Below are 16,356 nucleotides of genomic sequence, written 5' to 3' on the forward strand. Positions count from 1 at the left end.
GGTTATCCTCTTTTCATAGCAAGGCGTAAAGCCCCTACTGAAGCATCTTTATCTGGAAGAAATGTGGAACCTCCAAGATTCTTAGATAGTAGCCCACGGATATATTCATTATTCTGAAGTACGCTTCCCCAAAGAGCTACAGGGGCATCACCAAGGTTTAGCCTCGTCTTTACTGCCTTAACCAGTGCCGATAGCTCTTTTGCCACGTTCTCAGCGATGCTGATTGAGCAGGCATCGTCCTTTTCAAGAGCATCAGACAAAACCTGCGCCAGCGCTGCGATTTTGCCCTTGCTGGTGTCTTCGGCGTAGACAAAGCCTACCAGCTCTCCAACGTCAGATATTCCGAGCTTCTCAAATACAAGGTCCTTAAGGCATGTGCCCTCGCCGCGTCCGTCCTCGGCCTGCACAATCGCAGACATGATCTGAACAGCAATGTCGTATGCACTTCCCTTATCGTCGATAAGATGCCCGTAGCCACCGGATCTTGCAGACAATCCGCCACGAGTCCTTCCGTAGCACATGCTTCCGGTTCCGGATATTAAAAGAACTCCCTCGCCCTCCGGAAAGGCAGTGGCAAAGGCAGTTTCGTAGTCACCATATATTCCAAAGTCTGTGAAGCCGCGCTCCGACAGGAACGCAGAGATTTCGCCCTTAAGCTTAGCGTTGGTAATTCCGGCAGCGCCGATAGCAAGCCCTGCACAGTCAGAAACAGGCCCCGCAACGCTGATGCACTCATCAATCACCGCCCCAAGATTCTCTTTAAGGCCTTCAATAGACAGACCATTCCCATTTAGTGCACCGCCGGCGCCAGTATGAAACACCACTCCATCGTCGCCAGCTATGGAGAAACGGCTTCCCGTGCCGCCTCCGTCAATTCCAACGTAATACCCCATTTTGCTCACTCCATTTATTTATATAAATGAAACTCTTCTTTTCTTCTAATAAAAGTATCATTTTCTTTTCGTATTTTTTCAAGTGTTTCCGAAGCGCTAAAGCCCATGTGTAGCTTCATGCCGCTAAGCATCTGGATGAAAGGCTTATCCCTACCTGCAACTGGAGGCAGGAACAGGAATTCCTCGTACCTGGTATTAAGCATCTCAAGAAGCGTAAGCCCCATCTCGAAAGGCCGCGCCACAGCTGGATCATTGATGTGAATGTGTAGTCCCCCGCACTGCTTTCCCTGATGCTTGGAAGTATAGGGCACGAAATAATAAGGCGTAGCGCTGATTCCAGCAAAGCCCTTTTGATTGAAGGCCTCAGCAAGCTCCTCCGGGTCATGGATATAGGGCGCGCCAATGACCTGGAACGGATTGGCAGTTCCTCTGCCCTCCGACATGTTAGTGCCCTCCAACAGGCAGGTTCCCACGTACACCAGCGCAGTCTCCAGATTAGGAATATTAGGACTTGGCATAACCCAGTTAAGCCCTGTCCTGTCAAAAGAGCTATCTCTCTCCCATACAGCACATGGAACCACCTTAACATCAGCACCAAGGCCCATTTCCTTATTAACCATAAGAGCGAATTCCCCGGGAGTCAGACCATATCTGACTGGCAGAGAATAGCACCCAACAAAGCTATATTCAGAAGGATCAAGAACATTTCCCTCAGTGATCACGCCTCCTAAGGGATCTGGCCTATCCAGCACCACCACACGCTTTCCGTGGCTTGCGCAATCCTCAATCACGTTTTTAAGAGAAGAAATGAAGGTATAGTAACGACTTCCCACGTCCTGAATGTCATAGACGATGATGTCGAACAGATCAAGCATCTCCTCTGTCATTCTGCGACGCTGACCTTCGTAAAGACTGTAAACAGGAAGTCCCGACTTCTTATCCACGGTCTTAGCAACATTTCCAGCGTCCTCAATGTCGCCACGAATTCCGTGCTCCGGACCAAACAGAACCTGCAGGTCGCATAGCTCTTTTAACGCATCGATGGTACTGCGGCCGTTTACGAGTCTTCCTGTGGGTGTAGTGATAAGGCCAACTCTCCCGCCTTCAAAGTATTCTCTGTATTCTTCTAAACGATCAGCACCGCATAAAACCATAGCTTTGTACCTCATTAAAACGCATAAATTAGTGCAAATAATTCCAAAATTTGAGCATCCATCCGCTCTATACCAAAACTAATATGAAACCCGTCCCATAACCACCGGATGCTCAGCCCCAGTCACAGATGGAACGTTGTTGCACTGCCCCTTTAGAGCCTCTCCAGCCAGAATCGCCATGGCTACCGCCTCCTTGGCATCAGGATTTATGCCAGCCTCTGTCGCTGTCATAACCTGACACTCTGGTAAAAGAGCTTTCAAATGCCCCATAATTGCTTCGTTGTGAGATCCGCCTCCGCTTACAATGAGCTTACCAGGCATGCAGGGAGCGAAATCCTCTATGCCCTGCTTAACGCACTCTGCTGTAAACCTAGTGACAGTGGCAATTGCGTCCACTTCATCTATATTGTTGTCATTACAAAAAGCATATATCTCTTTTAGATAATCCCAGTTGTAGTGCTCTCTTCCCGTGGATTTGGGAGGTCTTTTCTCAAGATATTCATCTCTTCCTATTATGAAGCGAAGAAGGGCTTCGTTACAAGTTCCAGACAGTGCAATCTTGCCGCCTCTGTCGTAGGGGAACTTGGCTTGGGTGTAAAAGCTTATCATCTTGTCGATAAGGACATTTCCAGGTCCTACGTCAAAAGCCAGCACGTCCTCAAGCCTACAACCAGCCGGTAATATAGTGATATTGGCAATTCCGCCAATATTAAGAAGAGCCACAGCCTCATTCCCGCGATACAACAGGAACTCGGTGTATGGCACAATAGGCGCTCCCTGCCCACCTGCAGCCATGTCCCTTAAGCGGAAATCACTGACTACTGGGCACGAAAACGCCTCATTTATGAAACTGGGATCTCCAAGCTGAAGAGATCCCCTTACATTTTCACCTAAATATTCGATAACCTCGGGCTGATGCCAGAGAGTCTGTCCGTGGCAGCCAACGAAGTCTATGTTAGAAGGCTTAACTTTGGCCTTTTTGCACAGATCAAGGCAAGCCTTAGCATAGAGCTTTCCTAAAAGTTCCTGCATCAGGCATAGCTCTTTTACCCCGGCGTTATCGCCCTTGGCAAGCTCTAGGAGACGAGATCTGACCTCAGGCGCATAGGGATAGGTCTCGAAGGCCACTAGTTCCGCCTTAACACACTCGGCCCCCATATCCACCAGCGCCACATCAATTCCATCCATGGAGGTTCCGCTCATTATGCCGATTGCAAGCTTTTTATTCTGAAAGAGCATCAGCTATCATCCCTCCTGATTTAGCCAGCATAGACTGAGCTTCTTCTGCATCTACGCCCTTCTTAATCATAACAATTGCTACCTTTGGTCTGTAATCGCACTTCTTAAGTGTGGCCACAGCTTCATCTCTTGATACGCCCGTAGTTCTTTCTACAATGGTTTCGCATCTGCTGACAAGTTTTTCATTGGAAGCCTTAACGTCCACCATGAGATTTCCATAGACTTTGCCCAGCCTGATCATGGTGCCTGTGGAGATCATGTTAAGGATCATCTTCTCCGCAGTTCCGCTCTTAAGCCTTGTGGAGCCTGTAATTACCTCTGGACCTGGCTCAGGCGCGATCTTGATATCCGCCAGCTCGTCAATCTCAGAACCAGGGCAGCATGTGAGGCCTACCACCTTACAGCCTATGCTCCTTGCGTACTTCATAGCCCCGATGACATATGGGGTTCTTCCGGAAGCAGCGATACCAACTACCAGGTCTCTGTCAGATAGATTGGTATCCTTTAGGTCTTTTGCTCCAAGTTCAAAGGAATCCTCGGCACCCTCTACCGCCTGGAAAATGGCAGTGTTTCCACCGGCGATAAGCCCAAGAACCATGGACGGATCTGTTGAAAAGGTAGGAGGACACTCAACAGCGTCCAGAATGCCCAGTCTTCCTGAGGTTCCACAGCCAATATAGATGAGCCTTCCGCCCACCTTAAGCCTTTCTGCGGCAGCGTCGATGGCCTCAGCCACCTGTGGCAGGACCTTCTCCACCGCCAGGGCTACTAATTTATCTTCACTATTTATAAGCTTCACCATTTCCAGTGTGTCCAGCTTATCTATATGTAATGTTCTTTCGTTTCTTTGCTCTGTTGCTATATTTGAAAGTTCCATGTATATCCGCTCCTTAGTGTCAGCCTTTTACAGCACCTACAGTTACACCTTCCAAAAAGTACTTCTGCAATGAGAAGAATAGAATAAACATAGGTATTACTGAAATACATGCACCCGCCATCATAGGTGACAGCAGGGATCCGTTAGCAAACTTAAAGGTCTTAAGTCCCACCTGAATCGTGTACATCTCCTCCTTGGAGGTAACCAGGAATGGCCAAAAGAAGGTGTTCCAGGAGTTCAGGAACGTGTTGATGGCCATAACTGAGAGGATTGTCTTGGACAGCGGCAGGATGATCTTTCTGAAGATCATAAGCTGGCTACAGCCCTCAATCTTGGCGCTTTCAATAAGCGCTGTGGGAATTCCGGTAAAGAATTGTTTAGCCATGAAAATGTTGTAAGCGGTGCACATTCCCGGAAGAATCAGCGCAGGATAAGTGTTGGTCATGCGGAAATTCTTAACGATGAGGATGTACAGCGGAACCTGAGTTACCTGATAAGGAATCATCATGGATAGGAGGATCACGAAAAAGAGAATGCTCCTGCCCCTGAAGTTGATCTTGGCGAAGGCGTAACCAGCCATGCCAGCAAATATCACATTTCCCAGGACGGTAATCGCCGCAACGATGATACTGTTCAATATCCACTTAAGTGAATAGTCACTGAAATTGATGAAAGCCTTGTAGGAATCAAAGGACCAGCGCCCCGGAAAAATGTTGTAGGACGTGGAGGCCGATTCCACCGCAGGTCCAAAGGACCATGCAAACATGTAAACTATAGGAAACAGCGATACAGCTGCAAAAAATATGAGAAATACTGCGATCAGCAGGTTCCTTAAGTGATAGATCTTTCTATTATGTAAGTGTTGAGAATAAAGTCCCGTAGCCATATTTGTCTTCCCCTAACTAATTAGTACTCGATGTCCTCTCCCATAAGCTTGAACTGCAGCGTCGTAAGGGCTGCAATTACTATGGCCAGCAATATTGCCTGTGCACACGCCAGACCATATTTTCCGTAGGTAAACGCATTGTTGAATATCAAAAGACCTATCATAGTTGTGTTATTGTCTGGTCCGCCACCAGTCATCATGTATGCGTTCATGAATACCTGGAAGGAACCAATAACACCTGTTACCAAAAGAAACAGTGTGGTTGGTCTGCACATTGGAAGCACGATGTACAGGATCTTTTGGAAGAATCTGGCACCGTCCATCTCTGCAGCTTCGTAGTAGGTATTGTCGATTCCATGAAGAGCTGCGATGTAGATGATGATGTTAGCACCGTGACTTGATAAAAGAGCCATGATGATAAGGGATAACATGGCTGTCTTACTGGATGAAAGCCAGTTCTGTGAGCTTGCCCCGAAAAGCGCAAGAACCCTGTTGAAGATTCCATTTGGAGACGCATCGTAGAGCCAGAGCCAAACTACGGAGATGGCAACACCTGATGCGATTCCTGGCAGGTAGTAGATGCCTTTAAAGAAGGATTGAATTCTTTTTGTAAAAGGCATGATCATCACCGCTATAGAAAATGAAAGGATCAGTGATAGCGGAATTACCACAACCGTGTAAACCAGCGTATTCTTAATGGACTTCCAGAATAGGTCATTCTTCATGGCTGTCACATAGTTCTTAAAGCCCACCCATTCTGAGCCGAAGGGCTTGTATTCCTGGAAGCTGGTTATGATAGCTGAGATAACGGGGTACAGGGTAAAGATTACGAAGATCGCCACCGCCACTGCGATGAAACCCCATCCGCTTATGTTATCTGCCATATGATATCTTGGTTTTGCTAGTCTTTTATTCTGTCTTTCCTGTGTTTTCAAGGTAACGCTCCTTTTAAATAAGCCCCACCGGCTCTGTGCAGGCGGGGCTTAGAATACATCTTTTAATTACTTGATCCAACCAGAAGCACAATTCTCTTCGCCGAATAAGTTGTAAGCTTCTGAGCAGATTGCATCGTAAACATCCTGAGCTGTTGTCTCTCCTGCAAGAAGAGCCTGGAACTTAGGAACGATAGTCTCATCCATCATTGTCTTAGCATTTGCGCTCTGCTCTGCTGTGATACCTGTTGGAGGAGCAACTACCTTAGAAATTGCATAAGCAACAGCTGCTGCGTTAGCATCTGACTGATCAAGCTCGAAGCTCTCCTGAGCCTTTCTAGCTGATTCGCAAACGCCTGTAAGATAAACTGCGTTGTCTACTGTAGCAGCTCTTTCGCCTGAGCAAAGGTAATCCATAAACAGAAGAACGTTCTTAAGGTGCTCGTCTGTTGTGTTGTTGTTTCTAAGAGCGATCATACCGTCAACTGTACCGAATACAGATGCTGTAGCATTGTCCATTGTAGGAACTGGAAGGAATACATATTCCATCTCGATTGTGCCTTCAACAGCTTCTGGGTCGCTAGCCTGCATTTTCTCAATGTTTCTCTTGATGTTGTTCTCGAAAAGAGGCATTGCCTTACCTGTGAGCATTGTCTGACCTGTCTGAAGCATTACAAGTCTCTGACCAGCTTCCACAGCGTAGTTAGGCATGTAACCTGAAGATGTCATTGTCTCAACTGCCTGAAGCAGGGACAGCATGTTGTCTGAAGTGTAAGCGTACTTAAGATCGCTTGTGAAGCTGGATGTGATACCAGCAGATACACCAAAGATGTTGATGAAGTCCTGAGTTGTTGCGCCAGCGTTGGCAAATACGAAGCCGTAGCGGTCGTCAACTGTTCCGTTCTTGATAACTTCAAGGAACTCGTCGTATGTCCAGCCCTTTGTCTGGATAGACTCTACATCTGCACCTGCAGCCTCGAGCATCTCTTTGTTTCCGCCAAGAGCCTGGATTGTGATGTAAAGAGGAAGGCCATAAAGTGTGCCCTCAAGAGTCATGTAATCAAGCGCATTCTGGTCGTAATCAGCAAGTCTGTCTGCCTCGATGTACTGTGAAATATCGATGGCTGTGCCGTTCTCAACGTAGGTTCCGATTGCTGCGTAGCTAACCTCTGCAATATCAGGAGCTTCGCCTGCAAGAGCCATAGTTGTCAGCTTCTCTGTGTGATCGTCCCAGCTGGTTGCGATTACTTCAATTGTGATATTTGGATAATCCTGATTGAATTCTTTGATCCATCCATCCAAAAGATCTACATAGTCACCGGTAATTGGTGGAACCATGATAGTGATGGTATCAGTAACGTCAGATGATGTGGCAGTCTCTTCTGCCTGTGTTTCCCCCGCTGTAGTAGTTGATGTCTCACTTCCTGTGTTCTGTGCTGATTCTGGAGCAGAATTGCCGCAGGCAACAACACTTGAAACCATAGCTACAGACAATACGGTTGCTAAAACCTTCTTAATTTTCATACCTTCCCTCCTTAAATAGGTAATGCATTTGTAATAGAAACCGAATAACTATAATTAAATGTTAGTCTTTTGAAAACAGATTTTCAATGTGTGTACACAATTATGAAACAGTGTTTCTTGTTTTGCTACTTTTAAGATGATTTTTGGTTAAGATTCAGATCTTTTTTCAATATGAGTACTATTTATCTGACTCATGCAATAATCGTAGTTGGCGGTAGCATAGGCGGTAAACAGGATATCGACTATGTTAAGCTGCGCTATTCTTGAGGATGTGGCGCCACTACGAAACAGTGATTCACTGGCTGGTGTATACAGCACCTGATCCGCCATCTTAGACATGGTGGAGGGCGCGAACCTGGTAATAAGGATGCTTGGGGTGTGATTGAGATTCACAGCTTCCAGACACTTAATCATCTCTGAGGTTTCACCGGAATAGGATATGAAGATTGCCACGTCCTCTGGCTGGGAATTCTTGGCTATCAGGTACTGGGAATGCCAGTCCTGGGCGATGAGACAGAGCTTGTTAACCCTAAGGAATTTAAGGTAGGCATCCTCTGCTACGCAAAGAGAAGCACCCATGCCGAACATGCGAAGGCTCCTGGCATCTGCAATGAGCTTGGTGCACGCCTCTACTCTGTCTATATCAAGGAGCTTCTGGGTTTCCTGAAGCGTCACCACGTTCTTATTGGTGGTTTTGTTGATGATCATCTTGATAGTATCGTCTTTCCTGATGCTATCGCTGGTATCGATCTGCTTACCGTTGTACTGGGCCATTTCGTAGAGCACAGCCTGCCTGAATTCCTTGTATCCGTCAAAGCCCAGGTGCTGAGCAAGTCTTACTATTGTGGCTGGTGAAACATACACTTCCTTGGCCAGCTCACGGACGCCCTTCTCGATGACGATATTTGGGTCATTCAAGATGCGCTCTGCCACCATCTTCTCTGCGCTTCCGACGTAGCCTTGCATTTCTCTTAGTCTTAAAAGGGGATTCTTCATGGGATTGCCTCCTATTGGGGATTCTATAGCTCTTTTGCCATGTTCTCTTTGTGGATTTCGTGATGAAACTGTCGTTTTTTTAATTCTAGTGTAAACCGATTTTCACGAATTTGGAAGATTTCAAGAAACAAATTTTCCTTTAGACATCCGTAATTAGAAAAACTTGAAAAAAGCTGTAAATACTAGTATAAATAGCAAGTGCCCATTATATATACAAAGATTCAAATAAGTAGAGATAAAAGATATGAACATCAACAGACAAAAAGTCAGAGAAGCCTTTGCTTCATATACAAATAACTACGATCCTGCGGATCCTAAAATTGCTCTCAAGATCGCCCATACCTACCGCGTTGCAGACAACTGCGAGCAGATCGCCAGATCTCTTGGCATGAGCGATGAGGACGTGGACTTTGCCTGGCTTTCGGGTATGCTCCACGATATCGGCAGATTCGAGCAGGTTAAAAGATATAATACCTTCATCGACTCAGAGTCCGTGGACCACGCGGAGTTCGGCGCTGATCTCCTCTTTGGCCCTGACAATCTGGTAAAAGAGTACACGAATGACAGGTCATTGGACGATGTAATGGACATCGTGATCAGGCAGCACAACAAGTACAGGATGCGCGAAGATCTTACAGAAAGAACAAAAACCTTCTGCGAGATTCTTCGCGATGCTGATAAAATCGATATTCTCAGAGTTAATATTGAGACACCGCTGGAGGACATCTACAACGTTTCGGAAGAAGAGCTCCTCACATCAGGCGTTTCAGAGCGAGTAATGAATCAGGTTAGACAGCACGTAGCAATCAAGCGTGACGTCCCCCTCTCTCCTGCCGAGCGTGTAATCGGCCATATCGCCTTATCTTTTGAACTTGCCTTCCCAAAGAGCTGGGAATTAACCAAGGAACAGGGCTACCTGGACAAAATGTTCCAGTTCCCATCCAGAAATGAATCCACAATAAAAGCCCTGGCCGAAACCAAGGCTGAATTGGATAAGTATTATAGTGAAAAATGATTATTGCAAATGTCATATCCGCATTATTTCTTAACACTATTATCACTGCTCAAGGGGCTCATTATAACGCCATCTCTCGGCTGCGCCGCCGGCATTATTGTACCAGTTTCCGGTGATCTCATTTATAATAGCCAGCTTATCGCCCATCTCTTCCATCTCGAAAAGAAGAATCCTCTTTTTCTCATGAATATTGGGACAATGAAGGGACATCATAAGCTTTCCTTCAAAGGTTCTAAAGAGCATAGCATGACCACCATCAAGAGCGTACAGTGGAATGGGCTCTTGAATCCAGGGCCCTTGAATGCTTCCAGTGGCAGATCTTGCATAACCTACTGTATAGCCGCCTCTTTCTGAGAAGCTGGACCAAAGCATTATCAGAGAGCCATTTTCCATTCTGTAAAGAAACGGTCCATCAGTAATAAGGCCACCATCAGCAGCATTATTGCCGCGCCAAGGGGCGTCAGAAGCTCTAAACAAGATAATTGGCTCAGATATAGCCTCGGATAGATCATCATTTAATCTAACGGCACATATCTGCCCATCGTAAACCTGCATCCACTCGTGACAGAATACCATCCAGGGATTCCCCTCTTCATCTACATAGAGCGTTCCATCCAGGCAGTGCCAGCCCTTCGGAGTAACAGGGCCTTCGCCAACAGGAACAAATGGCCCTTCAGGATTATCAGCCACAAGGCACTGGCATCCTCTATATTTTCCTTCTGCTCTAAAGGAGGAAATGATATAGTATTTACCCTTCCAGATATGACACTCAGGTGCCCAATAGTCTTTATCTGCCCAGAAATTCCCCTTTTTGAAGCACACCTTAGGTTCAGACCAGTTCAAAAGATCTTTTGACTTAAGCACATAGAAACAGGCTTCGTCACACTTGGCTTCCGGAAATCTTGTTGTATCCACGAACTGAACATAAGTGTAGTAAAACCCTGACTTCTCATCAGCCAAAATAAAAGGGTCACTGATATGAACATCCCTTATACTGTAGGGAAAAGCGGCCCCATTTTCAATAACATCTGTTTTCTTAGACATCGGTTATACCTCTATAATACTGTACATTCTCAGATACGGTGTTACCTCATGTGATGTATCACCGAATCATCGTTATCCAGGTGTTCCAATTCCATGGTATCGAATAGTAAAAAGAAAAACCAGCAACTTTTTAGTTAAAATTGCCGGTTTTTTGCACTATTATTTTCCCTCTTCACATTTCGACCAAAATGTTATAGTATTACGTTTGCTGTTTTTGATAGCGACAATCAACAAACGAGTTTTATAGAAATAGGAGCAATATATGTCTTTATTAGGTTTAATGCACGGTGCAGCCAACGCATCTCGCGCAAGAAACGCTGCCCAGAACATATCAAAGCACAATTTCATGAAGTCACTTCATGACACCAACAGAATCAGCGACGAGGAATACGCCATCTATCGCAAGGCAAAAAGAAATATGACCCTCGTGCCACTCATCGCCCTGGCCCTTACAGTGATCATCTCACTGGCGCTCTTCTTCTACAGCGCAGCCACCAACGCTGAAGGCGAATATGGCCTGTTCATCCTCATGACATCACCACTTTTATGGGTTGCCCTCTTCTTAGTAGCATCCATCGTGGCAATGTTTACCAAGAGCAGGAAATACATGTATCTCTACGACAAGTGGTACAACGACCCACACAGCGTTCCTCAGGAACTGCACTACATCTTCACTCCAGATGGCTGGAAGAAAGTAAGCAGCAAGAACACTGCGCTCGAGGTACTTGGAATCATCGGATTTATCATCCTCGTTGTCGTGATCGTAATGTTCAAGCAGTCAAAATAACAGAACAAACAAATCCAAAAGGAATCACTTCCAGACACACTTCTGCCTGAACATAAAGGCAAGGGAGAACAATATCAGCGCAGCCAGATAGAATGAAATGTCGAACATGTTATTTCTTAGGAAGATTCGAATGTTCTTTTCAAATAAGATGAAGTAAACAATCTGATCAATTATAAAGATAACGCATGTTATGAATCCTAAATAGGGGAGCCATCTGGCTTCCCTTATTGTTTGCTTTCTTTCAAAAAGAAATCCCAGGAATATTACCAGATTTATGAGAACATCTGCGACAAGCACAGTACGAGCATCTTCTGTTCCAGCCCCGTGTCTGTAATTAGTAAGAGCGCTAAGGTTGATGCACAGAAGAATCAGATCCAGTGCCATTATTATTCCAGACAGAACCACCGGAACTAAGGTATCTCTTTTGTTTAAAAGAGCTGCAAAGATAAAGACTCCAACCACTACAACCGGCACTCTGCCTACGAGTTGCAGGTATGAATCCGCTACCCCACTACCACTAAAGTAGTAATTGAGAGCTTCTTCCAATAGTTCTTTTAACCCAAGGATAATTGTGACAACCAGAAATGGAATTGCCATTGCCATAGATGTGGCCTTATATGTGCGGCCTTTACTTATGTTCATCATATATTTGTCCCCCAAACTCTCTTGATAGTTATTATACCAATCGGCGATTTATTATCAATTTTTGGTATTTAGGAAAACGTTTTCCATTGACCAGGTGCAGTAATATCGGCTATCATGGATATTAGTTACTATAAAATCAGACTTAAAAGAGGGGAATATTATGAAAGTTATTACTAAAGCTGATATCAAGAATGCCCTTGCAGAACTGGGGCTTCAGCGCGGAGATGCTGTGATGGTGCACACTTCCATGAAGGAGATCGGATATGTGTGCGGAGGGGGCCAGACTGTGATTGAAGCGCTTATTGAAACTGTGGGGGAAGAAGGCACCATTATGATGCCAACGCAGTCCTGGAAGAATCTGGATCCTGAGGTTGGAGTCCACTGGGTAGTTGATGAAAGCGATTGGGATATCATAAGGGAGAACTGGCCTGCATACGACAAGGCTATAACTCCAACCAATACTATGGGCTCTGTGGCGGAGATGTTCAGGACCTGGCCAGGGGCTAAGCGAAGCGACCATCCGGCAAGATCAGTTGCAGCCTGGGGGAAACATGCGGCTTATCTTACAGAGAATCATGATCTTTCCAACATATTTGGTGATGGATCACCAATCGGTAAGCTGTATGAGTTAGATGGAAAAGTGCTGCTGATCGGTGTTGCTTACGACAAGAACACTTCGATACACTTGGCTGACGCCAGAGCGGAGTATCCTAGCAAGCACACCAGCGTTGAGCACAGCGCGGTTATGGAAAATGGACAGCGCGTGTGGAAGGCTTATGAAACTCTTTTTGTTGATGGAGAGGATTTCCAGGATATTGGTAGAGACTTTGAGAATTCTGGCGATGTTAAGAAGACACTGCTTGGAGATGCTACTTTAAGGCTTATGAACCAGCGTGATATTGTGGATTTTGCAGTTGATTGGATTGAAAAGAACAGGAAATAAAAATCAGGTCGGTCACGGAATGTGATCGACCTGTTAATTATTTACTTATGAATTTATCCAAAAATCCTAGCCCCACCAAACAACACTCCCCGTTTCCCCAAGTTTCTTCCCAATACTAATTAAGCAAATTGTAATATATTCGGATGTGATATAATACTTCCCATCGAAGATTTTTTGGAGGAATTATTATGAAAAAGAGATTTGCAGCCCTTGTGATGATGGGCATCATGACATTCAGCCTTTGCGGATGTGGATTTAGCTTCACTATGAAGGATGACGCTGACGAGGTCATCAGTGAGGACGACGCCAGCAATGACGCAACTGACAAGGATGAAGAAGCCGATAAAGCGGAAAAGGAAGCTGACAACGACACTGACGACAAAGAGGATGAGGAAGTAGAAACAGATCCTAAGATGATCTTTACTAATTATGTTAGCTCAGATGCTTACGTTAGTGCCTATGGTACAGACTTTACCTTAAATGCATACTTTAATGAAAAGGGCAACTTGTTTACTTCAGTTGATGGCCAGAGTGGTTCAATCGCCGGCATCTTTGCGAACGGCGATGAGAATTATATTATTTTCAATTTCAATGCGGAAAAGAATGCACTTGAGATTAAGCTTCTTGGCATCGATGATAACTACGAAGTTGAAGTAGTGGATACCGTTGAAATTGAAGAATTCATCAAGTTTGCTGACGAAAGCCAGGTTCTTATCGCTGAGACCAATGACTTTGCTAATGGAAAGGATACTATCATCATCGAGACCAGATCTAGTGCATACACCTTCGGTGATGGCGTAGACTACGAGCTTTCATTGGTTGAGATCTGTGAGGACGGAACCCTTGACTACTACTACAACGATAGAACAGCGGGCTCTGGTGATGAGGACATCACTAGCCTTCTTAGAGCATCTTTTAACGAGGCAACAGGTGAGGACTTCACACAGGAACAGTTCGAAGATGCATTCTACCACGGCGAGCTTCTTATAAACCAGCTTAGCTTAGGCGTTATGACACAGAGTCACTTCAAGTCCTACGCAGCTGAATATGCAGAAGAAGGTGACTGGGATTCTGTTAATGAAATCGTCTCAAAGCTCTACGACGAAGCAGACGAGTCCAACCCATTTGAATGGGGAACAGGCCTTTTAGGAGAGACATTCTAAAAAGCTAGAATCTATTGGGGGATTACATTCAACTATGCTAAAAACACTACTAATCATAGCCATAGTCTGGCTTATCGTAGGCCACATCCTGATGTGGGCCCTGGCGCGCAAGTTTGCACCCACTGGAGGCATAGATGCCGTTGGTAAAGCTATTTTTTATGTAATGGTATGGAAAATATCGGTTTGGGGCCCGCCTATAATACTTGCTTCCATCAGCCTGTTTTCCTGGCTCTATAGCAATCACAGATGGATGATCAAATACGTTATCCTGGCGCTCGTCCTGGTAATCGTATTATGGAAACTATACAACACCCTGGGCCGCCAAATCCTGATGACACCGGGTAAGAACGCATTTTCCATTCAGAAATACCCCGATTGGCTGGAAGATGAAAGGAAGTCGCGCAGCTCTCGATATATGAAATCCCGCTGGACAGAATATGACTACATTTGTGACTACATAGGCCAAAAAGTCGTAGATGCCACGGTTAGCAATATTCATCGCATTTATCCAAGAACATATCAGGAAATAAGAGTTAATTACGTGAACACCGCCCTGGAAGAGACAACCAAGGCAGTTCCTCATGTTACAGACTATGAATACATAATGGATATCACTTCTATCATAGGCAAAAGAGCTAATTCCCCATCCTACGGTTATCTTTTGGGCAACGAAGAACTCCTTGCCGTGGCTGAGCATTATGGCAAAAGACTTAACACAGAGCATGCGCTTAACATATACCAATTTGGCAAATCTGCTTTCAATAACTTTCACTCAGATTATCCCATGGTTGCGCTCTTCTACGACGATGGTACAATGGACCTGGTGGTTACAGCGCCAGTAAGATAATAGGAGGAACCGTATGAAAAAGACAGCAATCGTATATTACAGCAAGCACCACGGAAACACCAAAAAGCTCCTGGACGCTATCAAGTCCTTTGATCCAGACCTTGAGCTCATTGACGTCACAGAAAAGCCCGAAGCCAACCTGACAGAGTATGATAGAATCGGCTTTGCCTCCGGCGCCTACTACAGCAAATTCGCAGAGCAACTCCTTAACTTTGCCAAGGTCAATCTCCCTGAGCAAAAAGGTGTATTCTTCATATGCACTGCAGGAAATCCGGTAAAGGTCTACTTCAACGCCATTGCAGACATAACCGCCGAAAAGCAATGTAACGAGCTTGGCCGCTATATGTGCAAAGGCTTCGACACCTTCGGTCCATTCAAGCTAGTAGGCGGCATTCAGAAAGGCCATCCTACAGAAGACGAAATAAGCGGCGCTGTGGAATTCTATAAGAATCTCTGAAATTGAGGATTACCCATGGTGGCGCAATAGTGTCTGTTAGAATTATAATATTTTGTAAATAGATGTCTTTTATTTTAGGGGGATTGAAGATGCCAGATAATAGGCCAGAAAGAGAACTTCAAAGAGTAGCCAGTGTTCCATGTCCATCATGTGGTAAGCCCATTGCTATTCCACGAGATTTCATGGGTGCGCAGATAACATGCGAACATTGTGGATCAAAGATGTCATTCAATACTCAGATGTCTGAAAAAGCCATGGAATATCTAGATAAAATACAAGAAGCACAAAAAAAGCAGGGGAATTGACCCCTGCTTTTTTATTCTCATAGAATTGCCACAACTTCTCTTAAATATAACTTACTGTCTCTGATAGCTCTTTTCTACTGTTGTGGTTGTCAAGAGGGCCTGCACCCTCTGCCGCATAGCCAAGATCAAGGAGCATCAGGATTTCTTCGTTCTCTGGAAGGCCCAGGTCCTGCGCAAGTTTCTCAGGGTCGAAGAAGTTGAGCCAGCAGCTGTCCACGCCTTCGTTGGCTGCCGCCAACATCAGGTGGGTTGCTACGATGGAAGCGTCCTCAACGCCGGAATCTCTTTTGCCACCTGGATATGTGAAGATATTGTTCTTATCAAAGGCCACAACAAGGACTGTTGGCGCGCCGTATCGACATGGAGTCGCGTTGTCGATCTTGGCGAGGTTCTCCTGGGTTTCAACTACATAAATGCGCTGTTCCTGAAGGTTCTTGGCGGTTGGTGCAAGTCTGCCTGCCTCAAGGATGGCGTTGAGTCTTGCTCTGTCCACCTTGCGGTCGCTGTATTTTTTGCATGAATAACGGTTCTTAACTACGTCTTTAAATTCCATTGTATAACTCCCCTTTCTATACTGATTCATACTAGTATTAACAGTATTGGAGATGGATTTCCAATACATTTTGGTTATTGATGGCAATAAGTTATT

Annotated in this window: 18 protein-coding genes; 7 read left to right on the top strand and 11 right to left on the bottom strand. The window is 45.3% G+C overall.

Annotated features, from left to right (window positions below; translation table 11 throughout):
- Positions 1 to 2: 2 nt before the first annotated feature.
- The 8 genes from T541_RS19590 to T541_RS0112895 all read right to left on the bottom strand — a co-directional run bounded on the left by T541_RS19590 (position 3) and on the right by T541_RS0112895 (position 8,501).
- Complete coding sequence (locus tag T541_RS19590) at positions 3 to 893, bottom strand: N-acetylglucosamine kinase (RefSeq protein WP_051538243.1); 891 nt, start codon at positions 891 to 893, stop codon at positions 3 to 5.
- A gap of 14 nt (positions 894 to 907) precedes the next feature.
- Positions 908 to 2,047: an exo-beta-N-acetylmuramidase NamZ domain-containing protein gene (locus T541_RS0112865; RefSeq protein ID WP_026653112.1), complete on the bottom strand. Its 1,140-nt coding sequence runs from the start codon at positions 2,045 to 2,047 to the stop codon at positions 908 to 910.
- Positions 2,048 to 2,125: 78 nt separating this feature from the next.
- Positions 2,126 to 3,286, bottom strand: coding sequence for an anhydro-N-acetylmuramic acid kinase (locus tag T541_RS0112870; protein ID WP_026653113.1), 1,161 nt, complete (start codon positions 3,284 to 3,286; stop codon positions 2,126 to 2,128).
- Positions 3,270 to 4,163: an N-acetylmuramic acid 6-phosphate etherase gene (murQ, locus tag T541_RS0112875; RefSeq protein WP_026653114.1), complete on the bottom strand. Its 894-nt coding sequence runs from the start codon at positions 4,161 to 4,163 to the stop codon at positions 3,270 to 3,272. Before murQ ends, T541_RS0112870 begins: the two co-directional genes overlap by 17 nt.
- A 19-nt stretch (positions 4,164 to 4,182) precedes the next feature.
- Positions 4,183 to 5,049: a carbohydrate ABC transporter permease gene (locus T541_RS0112880; RefSeq protein ID WP_026653115.1), complete on the bottom strand. Its 867-nt coding sequence runs from the start codon at positions 5,047 to 5,049 to the stop codon at positions 4,183 to 4,185.
- 20 nt (positions 5,050 to 5,069) lie between these two features.
- A complete protein-coding gene (locus tag T541_RS0112885; RefSeq protein ID WP_026653116.1) occupies positions 5,070 to 5,984 on the bottom strand; it encodes a carbohydrate ABC transporter permease in 915 nt (304 codons plus the stop codon).
- 66 nt (positions 5,985 to 6,050) lie between these two features.
- Positions 6,051 to 7,505, bottom strand: a complete 1,455-nt coding sequence (locus T541_RS0112890) for an ABC transporter substrate-binding protein (RefSeq protein WP_026653117.1) — start codon at positions 7,503 to 7,505, stop codon at positions 6,051 to 6,053.
- Between the two features lie 147 nt (positions 7,506 to 7,652).
- Positions 7,653 to 8,501, bottom strand: a complete 849-nt coding sequence (locus tag T541_RS0112895) for a MurR/RpiR family transcriptional regulator (RefSeq protein ID WP_026653118.1) — start codon at positions 8,499 to 8,501, stop codon at positions 7,653 to 7,655.
- A gap of 244 nt (positions 8,502 to 8,745) precedes the next feature.
- On the opposite strand from T541_RS0112895, the gene T541_RS0112900 reads away from it, so the two are divergent.
- Complete coding sequence (locus T541_RS0112900; RefSeq protein ID WP_026653119.1) at positions 8,746 to 9,516, top strand: HD domain-containing protein; 771 nt, start codon at positions 8,746 to 8,748, stop codon at positions 9,514 to 9,516.
- A 42-nt stretch (positions 9,517 to 9,558) separates the two neighbouring features.
- Here the strand turns inward: T541_RS0112900 and T541_RS19595 are convergent, their stop codons facing one another.
- Positions 9,559 to 10,560 (bottom strand): glycoside hydrolase family 43 protein, encoded by a 1,002-nt coding sequence (locus T541_RS19595; protein ID WP_051538244.1) that lies wholly within the window; start codon positions 10,558 to 10,560, stop codon positions 9,559 to 9,561.
- 262 nt (positions 10,561 to 10,822) lie between these two features.
- Here T541_RS19595 and T541_RS0112910 point away from each other — a divergent pair, with 262 nt between their 5' ends.
- Positions 10,823 to 11,347 (top strand): hypothetical protein, encoded by a 525-nt coding sequence (locus tag T541_RS0112910; RefSeq protein ID WP_155839522.1) that lies wholly within the window; start codon positions 10,823 to 10,825, stop codon positions 11,345 to 11,347.
- Positions 11,348 to 11,371: 24 nt separating this feature from the next.
- Here T541_RS0112910 and T541_RS0112915 read toward each other — a convergent pair whose 3' ends face one another.
- Positions 11,372 to 11,992 (bottom strand): hypothetical protein, encoded by a 621-nt coding sequence (locus tag T541_RS0112915; RefSeq protein ID WP_026653121.1) that lies wholly within the window; start codon positions 11,990 to 11,992, stop codon positions 11,372 to 11,374.
- 160 nt (positions 11,993 to 12,152) lie between these two features.
- On the opposite strand from T541_RS0112915, the gene T541_RS0112920 reads away from it, so the two are divergent.
- From T541_RS0112920 to T541_RS0112940, 5 genes are all read left to right on the top strand, one after another.
- On the top strand, positions 12,153 to 12,935 hold the full coding sequence (locus tag T541_RS0112920; RefSeq protein WP_026653122.1) for an aminoglycoside N(3)-acetyltransferase: 783 nt from the start codon (positions 12,153 to 12,155) through the stop codon (positions 12,933 to 12,935).
- Positions 12,936 to 13,123: 188 nt separating this feature from the next.
- Positions 13,124 to 14,098, top strand: a complete 975-nt coding sequence (locus tag T541_RS0112925) for a hypothetical protein (protein WP_026653123.1) — start codon at positions 13,124 to 13,126, stop codon at positions 14,096 to 14,098.
- Between the two features lie 34 nt (positions 14,099 to 14,132).
- Complete coding sequence (locus T541_RS0112930; RefSeq protein WP_026653124.1) at positions 14,133 to 14,945, top strand: hypothetical protein; 813 nt, start codon at positions 14,133 to 14,135, stop codon at positions 14,943 to 14,945.
- A gap of 13 nt (positions 14,946 to 14,958) precedes the next feature.
- Positions 14,959 to 15,402, top strand: coding sequence for a flavodoxin domain-containing protein (locus T541_RS0112935; RefSeq protein WP_026653125.1), 444 nt, complete (start codon positions 14,959 to 14,961; stop codon positions 15,400 to 15,402).
- A gap of 89 nt (positions 15,403 to 15,491) precedes the next feature.
- Positions 15,492 to 15,707, top strand: a complete 216-nt coding sequence (locus T541_RS0112940; RefSeq protein WP_026653126.1) for a hypothetical protein — start codon at positions 15,492 to 15,494, stop codon at positions 15,705 to 15,707.
- A 40-nt stretch (positions 15,708 to 15,747) separates the two neighbouring features.
- Here T541_RS0112940 and T541_RS0112945 read toward each other — a convergent pair whose 3' ends face one another.
- Positions 15,748 to 16,260: a nitroreductase family protein gene (locus T541_RS0112945; protein WP_026653127.1), complete on the bottom strand. Its 513-nt coding sequence runs from the start codon at positions 16,258 to 16,260 to the stop codon at positions 15,748 to 15,750.
- Positions 16,261 to 16,356: the final 96 nt, after the last annotated feature.

Source organism: Butyrivibrio proteoclasticus P6B7 (assembly GCF_000622085.1).
In the GTDB taxonomy this organism is placed as follows: Bacteria; Bacillota; Clostridia; order Lachnospirales; family Lachnospiraceae; genus Butyrivibrio; species Butyrivibrio proteoclasticus_A.

Coding starts and splice junctions, on each gene's coding strand:
- T541_RS19590 (WP_051538243.1), bottom strand. CDS start 893: ATGGGGTATTACGTTGGAATTGACGGAGGCGGCACGGGAAGCCGTTTC.
- T541_RS0112865 (WP_026653112.1), bottom strand. CDS start 2,047: ATGGTTTTATGCGGTGCTGATCGTTTAGAAGAATACAGAGAATACTTT.
- T541_RS0112870 (WP_026653113.1), bottom strand. CDS start 3,286: ATGCTCTTTCAGAATAAAAAGCTTGCAATCGGCATAATGAGCGGAACC.
- murQ (WP_026653114.1), bottom strand. CDS start 4,163: ATGGAACTTTCAAATATAGCAACAGAGCAAAGAAACGAAAGAACATTA.
- T541_RS0112880 (WP_026653115.1), bottom strand. CDS start 5,049: ATGGCTACGGGACTTTATTCTCAACACTTACATAATAGAAAGATCTAT.
- T541_RS0112890 (WP_026653117.1), bottom strand. CDS start 7,505: ATGAAAATTAAGAAGGTTTTAGCAACCGTATTGTCTGTAGCTATGGTT.
- T541_RS0112895 (WP_026653118.1), bottom strand. CDS start 8,501: ATGAAGAATCCCCTTTTAAGACTAAGAGAAATGCAAGGCTACGTCGGA.
- T541_RS0112900 (WP_026653119.1), top strand. CDS start 8,746: ATGAACATCAACAGACAAAAAGTCAGAGAAGCCTTTGCTTCATATACA.
- T541_RS19595 (WP_051538244.1), bottom strand. CDS start 10,560: ATGTCTAAGAAAACAGATGTTATTGAAAATGGGGCCGCTTTTCCCTAC.
- T541_RS0112910 (WP_155839522.1), top strand. CDS start 10,823: ATGTCTTTATTAGGTTTAATGCACGGTGCAGCCAACGCATCTCGCGCA.
- T541_RS0112915 (WP_026653121.1), bottom strand. CDS start 11,992: ATGATGAACATAAGTAAAGGCCGCACATATAAGGCCACATCTATGGCA.
- T541_RS0112920 (WP_026653122.1), top strand. CDS start 12,153: ATGAAAGTTATTACTAAAGCTGATATCAAGAATGCCCTTGCAGAACTG.
- T541_RS0112925 (WP_026653123.1), top strand. CDS start 13,124: ATGAAAAAGAGATTTGCAGCCCTTGTGATGATGGGCATCATGACATTC.
- T541_RS0112930 (WP_026653124.1), top strand. CDS start 14,133: ATGCTAAAAACACTACTAATCATAGCCATAGTCTGGCTTATCGTAGGC.
- T541_RS0112935 (WP_026653125.1), top strand. CDS start 14,959: ATGAAAAAGACAGCAATCGTATATTACAGCAAGCACCACGGAAACACC.
- T541_RS0112940 (WP_026653126.1), top strand. CDS start 15,492: ATGCCAGATAATAGGCCAGAAAGAGAACTTCAAAGAGTAGCCAGTGTT.
- T541_RS0112945 (WP_026653127.1), bottom strand. CDS start 16,260: ATGGAATTTAAAGACGTAGTTAAGAACCGTTATTCATGCAAAAAATAC.